This is a genomic window from Roseibium album (assembly GCF_965233825.1).
GTDB lineage: Bacteria > Pseudomonadota > Alphaproteobacteria > Rhizobiales > Stappiaceae > Roseibium > Roseibium album.
Genome location: NZ_OZ247583.1, coordinates 6,564,199 through 6,578,416, shown reverse-complemented (window position 1 = coordinate 6,578,416; position 14,218 = coordinate 6,564,199). Strand labels below are relative to the sequence as shown.

The 14,218-nt window shown below is 56.0% G+C and carries 13 protein-coding genes; 6 read left to right on the top strand and 7 right to left on the bottom strand.

What is annotated here, in order from left to right; all coding sequences use genetic code 11:
- Window positions 1-55 precede the first annotated feature (55 nt).
- Both ACO6TI_RS30260 and ACO6TI_RS30255 read left to right on the top strand, forming a co-directional pair.
- Window positions 56-688 (top strand): GntR family transcriptional regulator, encoded by a 633-nt coding sequence (locus tag ACO6TI_RS30260; RefSeq protein ID WP_196900985.1) that lies wholly within the window; start codon window positions 56-58, stop codon window positions 686-688.
- Window positions 685-1,866: an aminotransferase class V-fold PLP-dependent enzyme gene (locus tag ACO6TI_RS30255; protein ID WP_422383981.1), complete on the top strand. Its 1,182-nt coding sequence runs from the start codon at window positions 685-687 to the stop codon at window positions 1,864-1,866. Before ACO6TI_RS30260 ends, ACO6TI_RS30255 begins: the two co-directional genes overlap by 4 nt.
- Before the next feature lie 152 nt (window positions 1,867-2,018).
- Here the strand turns inward: ACO6TI_RS30255 and ACO6TI_RS30250 are convergent, their stop codons facing one another.
- The 3 genes from ACO6TI_RS30250 to ACO6TI_RS30240 all read right to left on the bottom strand — a co-directional run bounded on the left by ACO6TI_RS30250 (window position 2,019) and on the right by ACO6TI_RS30240 (window position 5,062).
- On the bottom strand, window positions 2,019-2,582 hold the full coding sequence (locus ACO6TI_RS30250) for a TRAP transporter small permease (protein WP_055112960.1): 564 nt from the start codon (window positions 2,580-2,582) through the stop codon (window positions 2,019-2,021).
- Between the two features lie 49 nt (window positions 2,583-2,631).
- A complete protein-coding gene (locus tag ACO6TI_RS30245; protein ID WP_422383980.1) occupies window positions 2,632-3,915 on the bottom strand; it encodes a TRAP transporter large permease in 1,284 nt (427 codons plus the stop codon).
- 106 nt (window positions 3,916-4,021) lie between these two features.
- Entirely contained in the window at window positions 4,022-5,062 is a 1,041-nt protein-coding gene (locus ACO6TI_RS30240; protein WP_055112956.1) for a TRAP transporter substrate-binding protein, read from the bottom strand.
- A gap of 175 nt (window positions 5,063-5,237) precedes the next feature.
- Between ACO6TI_RS30240 and ACO6TI_RS30235 the strand changes: the two genes are divergently transcribed.
- The 3 genes from ACO6TI_RS30235 to ACO6TI_RS30225 all read left to right on the top strand — a co-directional run bounded on the left by ACO6TI_RS30235 (window position 5,238) and on the right by ACO6TI_RS30225 (window position 9,574).
- The gene (locus ACO6TI_RS30235; protein ID WP_209013723.1) at window positions 5,238-6,704 is read left to right on the top strand and encodes a PLP-dependent aminotransferase family protein; all 1,467 of its coding nucleotides are present in this window, start codon (window positions 5,238-5,240) and stop codon (window positions 6,702-6,704) included.
- Window positions 6,705-6,851: 147 nt separating this feature from the next.
- Complete coding sequence (locus ACO6TI_RS30230) at window positions 6,852-8,024, top strand: epoxide hydrolase family protein (RefSeq protein ID WP_196879655.1); 1,173 nt, start codon at window positions 6,852-6,854, stop codon at window positions 8,022-8,024.
- Between the two features lie 56 nt (window positions 8,025-8,080).
- Window positions 8,081-9,574 carry an aldehyde dehydrogenase gene (locus ACO6TI_RS30225; RefSeq protein WP_422383979.1) on the top strand — a complete coding sequence of 498 codons (1,494 nt, stop codon included), beginning with the start codon at window positions 8,081-8,083 and terminating at the stop codon, window positions 9,572-9,574.
- Window positions 9,575-9,741: 167 nt separating this feature from the next.
- Here ACO6TI_RS30225 and ACO6TI_RS30220 read toward each other — a convergent pair whose 3' ends face one another.
- On the bottom strand, window positions 9,742-10,011 hold the full coding sequence (locus ACO6TI_RS30220) for a DUF1272 domain-containing protein (protein WP_082442613.1): 270 nt from the start codon (window positions 10,009-10,011) through the stop codon (window positions 9,742-9,744).
- 120 nt (window positions 10,012-10,131) lie between these two features.
- Here ACO6TI_RS30220 and ACO6TI_RS30215 point away from each other — a divergent pair, with 120 nt between their 5' ends.
- Window positions 10,132-11,055: a GlxA family transcriptional regulator gene (locus ACO6TI_RS30215; RefSeq protein WP_422383978.1), complete on the top strand. Its 924-nt coding sequence runs from the start codon at window positions 10,132-10,134 to the stop codon at window positions 11,053-11,055.
- A gap of 73 nt (window positions 11,056-11,128) precedes the next feature.
- On the opposite strand, the gene ACO6TI_RS30210 is transcribed toward ACO6TI_RS30215, so the two are convergent.
- The 3 genes from ACO6TI_RS30210 to ACO6TI_RS30200 all read right to left on the bottom strand — a co-directional run bounded on the left by ACO6TI_RS30210 (window position 11,129) and on the right by ACO6TI_RS30200 (window position 14,182).
- The gene (locus tag ACO6TI_RS30210) at window positions 11,129-11,548 is read right to left on the bottom strand and encodes a GFA family protein (protein WP_422383977.1); all 420 of its coding nucleotides are present in this window, start codon (window positions 11,546-11,548) and stop codon (window positions 11,129-11,131) included.
- A 105-nt stretch (window positions 11,549-11,653) separates the two neighbouring features.
- Window positions 11,654-12,601: a hypothetical protein gene (locus ACO6TI_RS30205; protein ID WP_422383976.1), complete on the bottom strand. Its 948-nt coding sequence runs from the start codon at window positions 12,599-12,601 to the stop codon at window positions 11,654-11,656.
- 501 nt (window positions 12,602-13,102) lie between these two features.
- Window positions 13,103-14,182 carry an ester cyclase gene (locus tag ACO6TI_RS30200; protein ID WP_422383975.1) on the bottom strand — a complete coding sequence of 360 codons (1,080 nt, stop codon included), beginning with the start codon at window positions 14,180-14,182 and terminating at the stop codon, window positions 13,103-13,105.
- Between the last annotated feature and the right edge of the window lie 36 nt (window positions 14,183-14,218).

Below are 14,218 nucleotides of genomic sequence, written 5' to 3'. Positions count from 1 at the left end.
TGACGTTCTGAGAAAATGGATCCATGATTTATTTATGAAAAGAGAGCAACGTCCGTTGACAGTCCTTGAATGGACAACCCTGACACTTAGGGAAGAACTTCTGTCGGGGGAGTTGCGTCACGGTGAACCGCTGAAGCAGGATGAGATTTCCAGCCGACTGGGCGTCAGCCGCATGCCGGTGCGTGAGGCGATACGTACGCTGGCGGCCGAAGGGCTCGTGATCGAAAGACCGAACAGGAAGGCGATCGTTGCGCCGCTTTTTGCCGATGACGCGCTGGAGCTCTTTCAAATTCGCGCAGAACTTGAGTGCCTCGCTGTCAGACTGTCCTTGCGAGGCCTGTCTTCCAAGCAGCGTGAGCACATCTCTCGCGCGCACGAAAAACTGGTCGTATCACCAGAGCGCGATTATCCGGCGCGTCACCTGGAATTTCACAACGCGCTTTACGCCGGAGCGGGGCCGCGCCTCAAGGCTCTGATCGAACAACACATCAAATCGGCCGAGCGTTACCTTCGTGTCGAACGCTCGCGATTGCAGGTAACAGAGGAAGACCGCGAGGAGCACGAAGCCCTGTTGAATGCGGCCATGGCCGGGGACACGGAGCTTGCTGTCGAAATTCTGCACCCGCACATAGCGGAAGGCGGTCGTGCGATTGCGGAGCTGTTTTCAAGGAAAGACACAGACCGATGACATTTTCAGCCAATGAACTGGCCAGACTTCGCGCCGACACTCCCGCCTGTTCCGAAGTTCTGCATTTCAACAATGCCGGGGCTGGGCTGATGCCGCAGCCCGTGTGCGACGCCGTTTTTCAGCATCTTGCGCTTGAACGCGACATTGGCGGTTATGAAGCAGAAGCAAGCGCGCGTGGAGCAATCGAGCACATGTATGAAGCGTTCGCACAATTGCTGCATGCCGATGCGAGCGAAATTGCCTATGTGGAGAACGCCACGCGCGCATGGGACATGGCATTTTACGCCTTGCCGCTGAAGCAGGGTGACCGGATACTCACGCATACCTCGGAATATGCTTCCAACTATCTCGCCTTCCTGCAACTGGCGCGAAGCCGGGGCCTGGAAATCGATGTCGCGCCGAGCGACGCAAGCGGACAGATCGATGTTGACGCCTTGCGCAGTCTGATCACTCCCAAAACACGGGTGATCGCGATTACCCACGTACCGACCCAGGGCGGCCTCGTGAATCCGGCAGCCGAAGTTGGGAAAGTCGCACGCGAACATGGTCTGACCTATCTGCTCGATGCCTGCCAGTCGGTCGGTCAGATGGACGTGAATGCCAGGGAAATCGGGTGTCACATCTTGTCCGGAACCGGCCGGAAATTCCTTCGCGGGCCGCGAGGCACAGGTTTTCTATATGTTTCGAACCAGATCGTTGACCAGCTTGAACCGCCTTTCATCGATCTGCATGCCGCCACCTGGATCAACGAGGATACCTATGAACTTTCGCCAGGCGCAAAGCGGTTCGAAAACTGGGAAAGCTATGTCGCCGGGCGGATCGGTCTCGCAAGAGCCGTGGATTACGCACTTGATATTGGCCTCGCCGAAATCGGAACGCGGGTGGAAAGCCTGGGAGCCCGCCTTCGTGCGACGCTGTCCGATATCGGTGCGACCGTTCACGATCAGGGAATGAGGAAATGCGGGATTGTCACGTTTTCGCTGGCAAACAAACAGGCCCGCGAGATTGCTGCATTGCTGAAGGCGCAGGGATGCAATGTTTCCGTTTCAGAACCGTCATCCGCCCGCCTCGACCTCGGTCGCAGAAATCTGCCGCCGGTGCTCCGGGCGTCCGTGCACTACTACAATACAGAAGAAGAAGTTGACCGGTTTGGTCGTATCGTGTCCGAGATCGCGTGACTGGTCATGTTTGCTGATGACAGCCGCAACTTCAAGGATCTGCAAACGCGACATCGACTGGACAGGCGAACCCGGAAGTCAGGCGCAATGGGCGACTTGTTGAAGATCTGAATGTCCGGGACGTTAACCGGAAACTGCAACATGCTGTTGATCTAGCTCTGAATGTCGACGTTTTTGGACCATTTGTAGGTGCCGGTCCTTAGCCGGAAGACGTCTTCGCATATCGAAGCGATAGCTGCCACACAGACAAGGAAGCCGGATATCGGAACGATGGCAACGGCATATTTCTTGGGCATGTAGTTCGGCTTGAAGACAATCTGGCCGTCTTCCCAGGCAAAGTACCACATCTCCCAGTATTTCCCGCCCATGGTTGTGACCACTTCAATTCCCCAGATGATCATCACAAGGCCGAGACCGAATATGACCATTGACCAGAATTGCTGGATGCAGAACGAGACTTTCGGCGGCAGCCAGGAATAGATCAGATCCAGGGCAATGTAGTCCTTGTCGCGGACTGTCAGTGCCAGAGCAAAGAATACGAGCCAGATGTTGCTCAGAACGGTCAACAGATCGCCCCAGACCGGGGGGTTCTCGAACACATAACGCATCACCACGGAATAGACGGTGAAGGCAACCATGAGCAGAAGCAGGATCGCACAGAAGCTCGTGAGAGTGTTTCTGACGATACGATCGATGAACGACATGGCAGCTAACATCGCATTGGTTTCCTATGTCTTCCTGAGATCAAGTGGCGATGGCATGATGTCAAAACCCGAACAAACGTGGCAGGAACATCGTGATATCGGGCGCAATGATCAGAACGAACAACAGTGCAAAAAGAGCGACCAGATAGGGCAACATGGCGACGGCCACCTTTTCCAGACGCACTTCGGCGATGGCGCCCGCGGTGAAGAATGCAACGCCCACAGGTGGCGTTACGGACCCGATCAGGAACCCGACCACGACGACCAATGCGGCCTGTACGTCAGGGTATCCGGCCTTCACCATCACGTCGACGAGCACCGGCCCGACAACGATGATATTCGCTGCCGAGTCCATGACCATCCCCAGAAGGCAGATGAACAGAACCAGCACAAGGGCAAACAGCAGTGCGTTATGGGTATAACTCAGCAGCCACATTTCCAGCTGGTTGATCGCACCGAGGGAGGTCAGCAGCCAGCTGAACGGACCGGAGGCGGCAATGATGATGAAAACCATTGCAGAGTTCCTGAATGCCCGCACGACCGCGCTCTTGCAATTGGTCCAGGTGATCGTCCTGTAGATGAACAAGCCGACCAGGAGCGCTATCGTTGCCGTGAGGGCACCGGCTTCGACAACACCGGCAATTCCAAAGACCACCGAGCCGACAAGAACAATCGGGATCAGCAGCGCAAACGAAGACTTGTAGCTGACGATCGCAATGGCTTTCAGACTGAATGGATCCTCGCTGCGTTCGAAATTGTTCCGGCGGGCGATGATGTAGTTGATGATCATCAGCAACAGGCCGATCATGATGCCCGGCACTATCCCCCCCGCAAACAGGGCTCCGACCGAGATGCCGCCGGCATTGGCCAGAACAATCATCATGATCGAGGGCGGAATAATGCCGCCGATAGTCGAACTGACCGCCGTGATTGCTGCTGCAAATGACGCCGGATAACCTGCCTTCTTCATGGCGGGAACCAGCAGGGAACCAACCGTGGCCGTGTCTGCCACCACCGAACCGTTCATGCCTGCAAAGAACATGCTCACCAGAACATTGGCCTGAGCCATCGAGCCTCGCATCCGGCCAATCAGGCGTTGACTGAGTTCGACCAGCCTGTCGGTGATCGTGGCGCTGGTCATAAGCTCGCCGGTCAGCATGAAAAACGGGATCGCAGTGAGGGGAACGGAGTCGATCGCGCTGAACATCTGGCTCGGGATCAGGATCATCGGAGCCGCGTCGGTGATCAGGATATACACCACGGGGATCAGAACCATGGTGAAGCCGACCGGAGCGCCGAGCATGATCAGCACCACCAGTATTATCAGAAGCACAACGCTTTCCATGTAGGGGCAGTCCTGTTTGCAGCTGGGCTGGTGAAGTCGGCGTCAGATAGAACAAGCGGCGCGAATTGAACCCGCGCCACCTGAATTGGAAAAGATCCGCTGTAGCTTACAGAGCGCCGGCTTCTTCCAGCTGAGTGATAAAGCCGGTCATTCCCTGTTCTTCCAGAACGCGACGGGCGGTTTGCGGATCATATGTGCCCTTTGCGTTGAGCCATGCGTCGATGGCACCGGCACGCCATTGTACGAGCTCTTCTTCGGAGGGAACATACCATTCGTCGATTTCGGCCTTGATGGCGGTTTCACCGGCCTCGACCCAGGCGCGGTCAAGTTCCTGCACCTTCTGTCCGAAAGCCTGGGCGGCAATCTGCAGCCATTCCTGTTCCTGCTCCGTCAAGGCATCGTATTGTCGTTTGTCTATCGACAACTGGTTGCCTGACCAGGATCCACCGATCTCGGTGAAATACTTCGCAACCTCGTGCAACTTTGCGACGTGCTGCCATGGCGTTGCCACGTATTGTCCTGAAACGACTCCGGTTTGCAGGCCCTGGTAGAGCTGGGACCAATCATACGGTACAGGCACCGCTCCCCAGTTCTTGACCAGCGTGTATTCAATCGGACTTTTGGTTACGCGCCACTTGATGCCTTCCATGTCGGAAGGAACGTGTACGGGTCCGTGGGCATTGCCGAGCTGGCGAAAACCGCCGCTGGAATAGACTGTCAGACACACATGGCCTGCTTCCTCGGCCGCGATGTCGCACTGCTTCTTGGCGAGCCACTCCGACGAAATACGATCGGCATCTTCAATGCTCTTGAAGATGTAGGGCAGATCGAAAATGGCCAGCGACGTTCCGAAATTGCCGAAATTCGCGGTCGAACTCGTCCATAGCGCGATCAGGCCCTGATTGGCCTGTTCACCGCAGGACTGTTCGCTGCACAGCGATTTGCGGTAATGCGGTTCAATGGTCATCTTGCCGCCGGAGACCTCTTCCAGCGTCGGTATCAGGGCCTGGTCGATGGCATCGCCAATCGGCATTCCCAAAAAGCCGACCGTACCGAGTTTCAGAACTTTTTCGGCGGCAGCAGGTTGTGCAAAAAGTGCAAGTGTGGACGCAATGCACACGGCCTTGCAGACGGTTTCAAACCTCATCAAACTCACCTCCCGTTGAATGATGCATGCTGGAAATCATCTTTTACCGCTGCCCCGACCAAGGAAAGTGACAGATGACTTGAATGAAAAGGACAGATGCGTTTCAACGCTGACGACCGGTGTTGAACAATCTAGTTTCCGATGAAAGACTTTTCGCTTCAGTGCACAGGAGGGAATGTTGAGTTCGACCACGCCTCGATTTCTGAAACTCCCGGAAACCTCGAGCCTCAGTCTGCGCGATCAGATCTGTGAGGTGGTTAGTGCGGCGATCATGTCCGAGTCGTTGGCTTATGACCGTCCCCTGCCATCCTGCCGCGAACTCGCGGAACAGTTCGGCGTATCCCGGAATACAGTCTTTGCCGCCTATAATCGCCTGATAGATCTCGATTTTCTGGTCTCGCGGGATCGATCCGGCTATTTTGTCAATCCGCAAATTTCGAACCTTCGAAAACCGCAGGACGACGCGGACTCCGATGATGGCGACGTCGTTCCCTGTCCGGTTTCCTTTTCTCCCAATGGCCTTATGCCCGTGGTCAATCCGCTTGATTGGCACACCTATCCCTACCCGTTCATTTACAATCAGATCGACCCGGACCTGTTTCCAGTCGACAGTTGGCGCGAATGTACCCGGCAGGCACTGGGACGAAAGAAAATGCCTGTCTGGGCCAGCGATTCCGTCGAGAGCGACAGCCCGCAACTGGTGCAGCAACTGCGCCAGCGTCTGCTGAACACGCGCGGCATCTATGCCGAAGACGACGAGATCCTGATCACATTGGGGTCTCAGAACGCGCTGTATATCCTGGGATCCATCTTTGCCGGGTTCGGTAAACCCGTCGCGCTTGAAGATCCCGGTTTTTTTGGTGCGCGCAACGCGTTTCGTCTCGTCGGCAGCGAATTGATCGGCGTTCCGATCGACGGGAACGGCATCATTCCCTCGGCGATACCGGATAGTTGCCAGCTGGTGTTTACAACACCGAGCCACCAGTTCCCCACGATGGTCACCATGAGCCAGCAGCGTCGTGCGGAACTGCTGGAGACTGCCGTCGAAAAAGACTTCCTGATCATTGAGGACGATTATGAGGCGGAGATGAATTATGTCGCCAAATCTTCTCCCTCCATGATGTCGATGGACAAGTCCGGACGTGTGATCTACGTGGGCAGTCTTTCAAAGACGGTTTCACCAGGCATTCGACTTGGGTTTATCGTGGCGCATCGCGACATCATTCGCGAGGCGCGTATCGCGCGCGGCGTAATGATGCGTCATCCGCCAACAATCGTTCAGGAGATAGTGGCGCTGTTTTTTCAACTTGGCCATTACGATGCCCATTTGAGAAACATCGAGCGGCGCTACCAGAAACGGTGGCACACGATGGACATCGCGCTGTCCAGGCATCTGGGCATGCTGCAACGGACGAATTCAGAGGGCGGCACGTCCTTCTGGCTGACCGGCCCCAAGGATTTTGACGCGTCGGAGCTGGCGGTAAGGTTGCGGGCAAAGGGAGTTCTGATTGACAGAGGTCAGGACTACTATCTCAACTACGACGACAGCCGGAGTTTCCGGCTGGGCTTTGCCTATGTCCCTGTTTCGAAACTCGAAGATGGCGTCAAGGTTATCGCGGACGAAGTTCTGACACTGATGTGACAAACTGCCTGTATGGGATGCATCTGTCCCTTCGAAAGGCCGCACCTGTCACTCGCCACGTTCCCGGATTTGCTTTTAGCTGAACACCAATTGCTCCAGGCAGACAGCCTCGAGTGACTTTTCCTTTCGATCCGGGGAACTGGCCTTTTGAAACACTGCATTACATCCAATCCACATGTCAGGCCGTTTCTGTTTCATGTACCAGATGAGGTTCTGGCGAATATCGAGCACCGCGTCGCAACCTATCCATGGCACGAAATGCCTGACGATGGCGGCTGGAACTATGGCACGAACATCGACTACCTCAAGGACCTGTGCACCTATTGGATTGACGAGTTCGACTGGCGCGCCCAGGAGGCCCGGATCAACTCCTTTTCCCACTACAAGGCGCCGGTAGACGGCATCGGCATGCACTTCATCTTCGAAGAAGGAAGTGGACCGGACCCGATGCCGCTGATGATCAGCCATGGCTGGCCCGGGTCGGTTGCCGAGTTCTTTGACCTGATCGAACCGCTTGCACATCCGGAGCGTTTCGGCGGCGATGTCAGCGACGCGTTCACCGTGGTTGCGCCCTCCTTGCCCGGGTTCTGTTTTTCCGGACGGCCACCACGTCCATACGGACCGCGCAAAATGGCTTCCGTGATCAACGGGCTCATGACCGATACATTGGGCTTTGAAAGCTATCTCGCACAAGGTGGCGACTGGGGTGGTGCGATCTGCTCCTGGCTTGGCTTTGATCACGCACCGGCCTGTTCGGCCATACACATCAACGTTTTGACGATGCGCCACCCGGACGGTGCCCAGACCCCTGAAGAGGAGGCATGGGAAGCACAGTTCGATCGAGATCAGGTGATGCAAAACGGGTATCGCACGCAGCAGGCGACCCGGCCCCAGACACTCAGCTATGCAATGATCGACAGTCCGGTTGGTGTCGCGGCCTGGCTGATTGAAAAATTTCACGACTGGTCGGATGTCGAAACAGGGGACATCGAGAGCGCTCATTCAAAGGATGCGTTGCTGACCAACATCATGATCTACATCACGACGCGAACATTCAATACGGCGTCGTGGATCTACTACGGACGTCGCGAGGAAGGCGGGCGCATACTCTCGCCGGAAGGGCGCCGGGTTGAAGTTCCTACCGGATGCGCAGTGTTCCCGGCCGAAATGCTCAACTGGCCTCCGCGCTCTTATGCCGAGCGGCTCTACAACATCCGGCACTGGACCGAGATGCCAAGCGGCGGCCATTTCGCTGCAATGGAGGAGCCGGAGATGCTGCTCGATGACATCCGCAAATTCGCGCGCACATTGCGCAGTTAGTCCGGATTCCGAAATCGATGAATTCGCAATTGACCAGATGAGAGTGGAGCAGTCCCATGACCCTTTCGCATGCTGAATATCAGGCTATCGCAAACAAGCTCAGGCCAAACGGGCAGGCGTTCATTGACGGCAAGTTCTGTGATGCGTCCGATGGTGAAACCTTTCAGACAACCAATCCCGCGACCGGCCAGGTGTTGTGCAGTGTCGCGCATTGCAAAGCTGCGGATGTGGACCGTGCGGTGACTGCCGCCAGAAGGGCATTCAACGCCGGTGTCTGGTCTCGCGCAGAGCCCGAAGCTCGCAAGGAAGTCTTGCTCAAGATCGCCGATCTGGTACGCGATCACACGCATGAACTGGCGGTTCTGGAGAGCCTGGACACCGGCAAGACGATCAATGACTGCATGGAAGAAATCGGCGGAGAAGTGCCGAAATTCTTCCAATGGTATGCGGAGCTGGCCGACAAGGTTTTCGGGAAAATCGCGCCGACCGGACCCGAGGCCCTGGCGCTGATCACCAAGGAACCTGCCGGGATTGCCGGCGCCGTCTTGCCATGGAACTTTCCGCTGGTGATGGCTGCGTGGAAGATCGCGCCGTCGCTTGCAGTTGGCTGTTCCGCGGTCATCAAACCGGCGGAGCAAACCCCGTTGAGCACGATATTTCTGGCCGAATTGATGCAAAAAGCCGGTGTGCCCGACGGCGTCGTAAACATCGTGCCGGGGTTTGGCGAGACTGCAGGCAAGGCAATCGGTCTTCACAATGATATCGACACCGTCTCTTTTACCGGGTCGACCGAGGTTGGCCGCATGTTCATGCGGTATTCCGGCGACAGCAACCTCAAGGGCGTCGGCCTTGAGATGGGAGGGAAAAGTCCGTTCATTGTGCTGGAAGACGCCCTGCTCAACGATGATCTGATTGAACATGCCGCCATGTCGGCCTTCTGGAACGGGGGGCAGAATTGTTCTGCAAACATGCGCCAGTTGATTGCAGCGCCCCTGGTTGAAGACTTCACCGGACGCATCATGGACAGGGTGAAGTCGTTCAAACTGGGGGATCCGCTGGATCCGGATACCGATATCGGATCGATGATCACGAAGGACCACAAGGACATGGTGATGAACTACATCCAGAGTGGCATCGATGACGGCGCGCGCCTCCTGACGGGAGGAGGCAGCGACCTGCCTGGATATTTCATAAAGCCAACCGTGTTTCAGGGCGTCGCACCGGACATGAAAATCGCGCGGGAAGAAATTTTCGGTCCGGTTCTGGGTATCATGCCGTTCAAAACCGCGGACGAGGCGCTCCGGGTTGCCAGCGACACCGACTACGGCCTTCATGCGACGGTCTTCTCGCAGGACATAGACCGCGCGCTTCACATGGCCCGGTCTCTTCCTTGTGGCACTGTATCGGTCAACGGCTTTTCAGAGGGCGATATCAAGACACCCTTCGGTGGTTACAAGCAGTCCGGGTCGTTGGCGCGTGACAACGGCACCGAGGCGCTCGACCAGTATCTCCAGACAAAAACCATCTGGATCCTGACAAGGGCGATGTAACTCTGCTCAGCGGCAATGTCTCCGGGTGTTGCCGATGGTCGCCACGTTTTGAAACGTCAACAACCTTGCTGTGGATGTGATCGTATCATTGAGCGGTTGCAGTTTTTATGGCCTCCGGAATTCCCGCAAGAAGCGCTGGACATCGTTGCCATGCCTTGCAGGCCACGTCATTCACGCGGGTCCGGAAACAGGTTCTTGAACCAGGCGGCGTTTGTGTTGACGAACCGTTTGTCCGACGGTGGATTGTCCTTCAGCAGCCGGTCGGGTCGCCGGGGGCGCTGAACCTGGTCGCCTCCGCAATTCGGACAGATCCTGTCAAAATACGTGTCGCTGCATTCTGTGCAGAATGTACACTCAAAGGTGCATATCCGGGCGTCAGGCGAGGACGGTGGCAGATCCCTGTCGCAGCATTCGCAATTTGGCTTGAGAAGTAGCATTCCTGGCTCCTTTCACGAGAAGACGGCTAGACTATCGCAACGGGATTTGGCACAAATGCCATTATGCCCTCGAAAAATGCCATATCCCGGAATACAATTCTGTTCGTTGTTTTTCCGCAGGTGAAACTTCTTGATATTGCCGGTCCGCTCCAGGTTTTTTCAGATGCAAATGAACAGTTGAACGATGTCTACAAAGTGGTGGTCGCCTCGGCCGGAGGCGGACTTGTTGCATCGGATACGGTTCTGCCAATTGCGACGGTTGGGCTTGAGGAGCTCAAGGATCTTGCGCTCGACACATTGATCATCTCGGGAGGGAGTGGCGCGCTCGCTGCGTCACGCGATGCAGAATTCGTGGAATGCATTGAAAAACTCGCGCAGCGCTGCCGGCGGGTAGGGTCTGTCTGTACGGGCGCTTATGTACTCGCTGCGGCAGGACTGACCGATGGCCGGAGGGTCGTCACCCACTGGAACGATTGCGCGCAACTCCAGTCCGATTTTCCTGAAATTCTTGTTGAACTGGACCCGATCTACGTCAATGACGGCGGTGTCTGGTCCTCTGCAGGTGTCACGGCCGGCATCGACATGTCGCTTGCCATGCTGGCGGAGGATTGCGGGAAATCCGCGTCGCTCGCAGTGGCACGGTCGCTGGTTACCTATATGGTGCGGCCTGGTGGCCAGTCGCAGTTCAGCGCTATTTTGTCCAATCAGTCGAAAGACAACGCTGGACGATTTGATGTCCTCCATAACTGGATTGAAAACAATCTTTTCCGGCAAATCACCATTGAAGCCATGGCCGAGATTGCGAAAATGAGCCCCAGAAATTTTTCGCGTGTCTATAAACAGCATACGGGTCAGTCTCCGTCCAAGGCCGTCGAGGCCATCCGCGTGGACGCCGCACGCAGGCTGTTGGAAGACAGCAAGTTGCCGGTCAAGACGATTGCCGCAAAGACCGGATTTGGAGATGAAGAACGGATGAGGCGCGCCATGCATCGAAACGTGCAGGTTTCACCGAGCGCGTATCGGGAAAGGTTTGGCTCGTCCTGAGCCGTGCCTTTTCAAAGGCGAAGATCATGTCCCGTTTTGAAGTCATAAATTCGTGGGACGCCTGACCAAGAATTCACCGACGCGTTGGCGGTCTCGACATCTTTTCGAATGCCGGGATCGACCGGTCGATGACGTCCCAGGACACTGCGCTGCCGGTGTACAGGACCCGTTCGGGTTTAACGGCCTCGGGATCATCCAGCGAAGATGTCCTCAGCACCACCATGCCTTCGAGACCATCGCGGGTGTGGAAGATTGCACTGCCGCATGTCGGACAGAAACGCCTGTTGATGCGATTGCCGCTATCGGCGACTTTTTCATATTCCGTCAACGCACCCGAGCACTCGAATGCATCCGTCGTGACGACAGTGTGTGTGGCGTGACCGGTGCCGCCAATCCTTCTGCAATCGGTGCAGCAGCAATGAACCGTGGTGATCGGCGCGGCCTTGCTTGTATATCTGACTTGCCCGCAAAGGCAGCCTCCTTCAAAGCTCATAAAGTCCTTCCTTCCACATTGAGACCCGGCTTCAACTCAGCCCCGGACGCCGAACGATTCCGCCGTTCCGTTCTGCAACGATAGTCAGACGGCAGTATATGGAAATCATCTTCTGAAGATGTCAGCATACATGGATGTGTCGAACGCAACACGAGCGCCTAGTATGTGATAGCTGGTGAAGTGTATGAACGGATTTCCGGTCCGAACCGTGAACACAGCCTTGCCCATGCCGATGAGTGTCTGAGTGAGGAAAATGTAGCTCACCGAAACCCATCCGTTTGTAGCGCTCGAATAGCTCGTTCCCGGATCAAACAGGCTGAACGTTGCATAGACGAGCCCGCCAAGCATGATGACAAGCAACTGGTTGTCCAGGAGAAGGCTCAGGCGCGGCAGAATGATCAGATGGATCATCACCAGAACCGGCAAACCTGCACCGATCGTATTGGCTATAATCCCGAACGGAATTGCATAGGAATAGTCCGCGGGCGCGACATCGAAGAAGTCGGATATGAAGGCGACCGACAGGAATTCCCCAGCCCAAAAAGCGATCATCAGCCAGATGTCGCGCTTCCAGTCGATGCCGGTTATGAGTTTTCTGAAACTAAAGCCGCGTCGTCGAAGCCAGATATAGGGCAAAAGCACGAAAACGGTTACCTGGAGGGCAGCCCACCGGATGACCTCCTGATGGTCGTGACTTCCGTTTTCAAAGACATCGGGTCCGGGAAAATGCAGCCCGGTGTTGAAGACCGCGCCCAAAATCAGGTGGCCCGCAACCAGGTAAGCAAGCGCAAAAGCAAGGTCTCGCGTCATCGAATGCCTCGCGACCGCAAAACCTTGCCATGTCGGTCTTGTTCTGTTCCGTGTGAAATAGAACACGGTGGCCAACGTGAATACCATTAGCGGCAGATAAAACTGCCATACATCGCGTAACCCTTCTGCGGCGATTGGCGGCGTCAAGCCGGCCGAACCATTTGCCCAGATGAATGTTGCCAGCATTGCGAGCCAAAAGGCGACCGGTGCCAGGAGACGTGCTGACTTCCTTGTTTGCGTCATCGCGCTCAACCTTGTCTGTGTGACCGAAAGGGGATTTCAATATAGTGCGAATTCGGACTATATAGTCCGATGTCGAACAAATAAAGTCCGATATTGAATTAAATTGGATAATTTTACGGAACCGGGTCGACACACAGAGAGGAATTGCGTGGATTGGGATATCTGCAAGCAGGTCATGCGCCGGACTTTCAGCGGCCGGCACCATTCACTCGCCCGTTCGGTGAACGCTTGTCCAAATCCAATACGTGAATAAAGTGGTCCGGCATAAACCGGACGACGCAACCCGAGAGGGATGTTGTTCCCGTCGACGGGGCGGAAACTGGCAACTCGAGTAACTGAAAGTGCTGTTGGTGCCCGGAAGCTCCGCAACAGTCAGGCTGTCCGATTTCATTCCCAAGAAAGATGAATGCAGTCAGCCAGCGCTGAAATGTGTTTCAAGGTGCTGGAGTGCCAAGATGTAGCTGCCCAAACAGCCATGAACCGGATGTTCGAAACTGAAGATCAGATCCGCGCGGCCGCAATCTGCATCATCAGGTCAAGCTCATTGAACAGTTGCCATTCCTTCGTGATCTTGCCGTTTTCCACCTGCCACTGGGTAATTCCCCAAATCTGGCATGCCTTGCCCGTGGGAGACCGGTAAAGCGTTCCTCCCGTGTGGGTGGCCTCCGCGCTCCAGCGGGTTGAGACGAGCCACCCGTCTTCATCGTTCCCCATCCAATAGACCTCGTCCACATGAAGCTTCAAATCGGGAAACGCCTCACGCATTTCCTTTGTGTAGCCGAGAAAGGCTGCGTGCCCGGCAAATCGTCTTTCCGTGGTTCCCTCAAACTCAAACCCCGGCGCATAGCAGGTGACGATTGTCGTCTGGTCACCGTTCCAGATGTTGTCGTGGACCGCACGTGCGAACCGGTCGGGATCAAAGCCGGCAATGGGATCGGCAACTGAAAGAGGCTCGTCCGGGGCAACCGCGCGGCGCAGATCGTTCCATAGCTGATTGCTGCGTGGCCAGCCGGCGGGTGGATCCGCCGCAAGTCGCTCTGCTTCCTGCCACAGATCGACACCAAGCTGCTTCAGCATTGCCGATGTGTTGTAAAGCACGTGCTCCAGAAAGATGTCGTTTCCGAGCGCGACGCAATTCGCGATCACCAGCAAGTTGACCCTGGCACCGGTTGGAGCGCCATACCGGCTGGGACCGGTGTTGGTGCCGATAATGCGAGTCCTGTGAGAGGTATGAAAGCCGATCGTGTCGTCGCCTGCCCAGATGACTTCTTCGGCGTCCAGTATGATGTCCGGAAAAGCGCGTGTGGTGTGGTGCGTGTCGGCCACGATCTTCTTGTTGCCCGTTTGCAGCCCATAGTCGTCATAAACCAGGCTGTCGGGCGCGTAGCAGTCCGCAATATACTCAACGCCGTTTGCATCGGTCTCCCAAATTCTATGCGTGATGCGAACGATGTAGTCGACAATATTGCGATAGTCCGGATCAAATCCTTCCAGGCTTTGCCGTGGTCCGAAATTTTCAGGAATGCGAACAGTGCGGCCACTTGTGTAGCCCGCAAGAGAGACATCATAGCCGTCTGGCATGTGAGCACGGTTCAAGGCGGAAGCAGGATGGTGTGA

Excerpts from the sequence above, each read along its gene's own strand:
- ACO6TI_RS30255 (WP_422383981.1), top strand. The coding sequence starts at position 685 with ATGACATTTTCAGCCAATGAACTGGCCAGACTTCGCGCCGACACTCCC.
- ACO6TI_RS30250 (WP_055112960.1), bottom strand. The coding sequence starts at position 2,582 with ATGTTAGCTGCCATGTCGTTCATCGATCGTATCGTCAGAAACACTCTC.
- ACO6TI_RS30245 (WP_422383980.1), bottom strand. The coding sequence starts at position 3,915 with ATGGAAAGCGTTGTGCTTCTGATAATACTGGTGGTGCTGATCATGCTC.
- ACO6TI_RS30240 (WP_055112956.1), bottom strand. The coding sequence starts at position 5,062 with ATGAGGTTTGAAACCGTCTGCAAGGCCGTGTGCATTGCGTCCACACTT.
- ACO6TI_RS30235 (WP_209013723.1), top strand. The coding sequence starts at position 5,238 with ATGTTGAGTTCGACCACGCCTCGATTTCTGAAACTCCCGGAAACCTCG.
- ACO6TI_RS30225 (WP_422383979.1), top strand. The coding sequence starts at position 8,081 with ATGACCCTTTCGCATGCTGAATATCAGGCTATCGCAAACAAGCTCAGG.
- ACO6TI_RS30220 (WP_082442613.1), bottom strand. The coding sequence starts at position 10,011 with ATGCTACTTCTCAAGCCAAATTGCGAATGCTGCGACAGGGATCTGCCA.
- ACO6TI_RS30210 (WP_422383977.1), bottom strand. The coding sequence starts at position 11,548 with ATGAGCTTTGAAGGAGGCTGCCTTTGCGGGCAAGTCAGATATACAAGC.
- ACO6TI_RS30205 (WP_422383976.1), bottom strand. The coding sequence starts at position 12,601 with ATGACGCAAACAAGGAAGTCAGCACGTCTCCTGGCACCGGTCGCCTTT.
- ACO6TI_RS30200 (WP_422383975.1), bottom strand. The coding sequence starts at position 14,182 with ATGCCAGACGGCTATGATGTCTCTCTTGCGGGCTACACAAGTGGCCGC.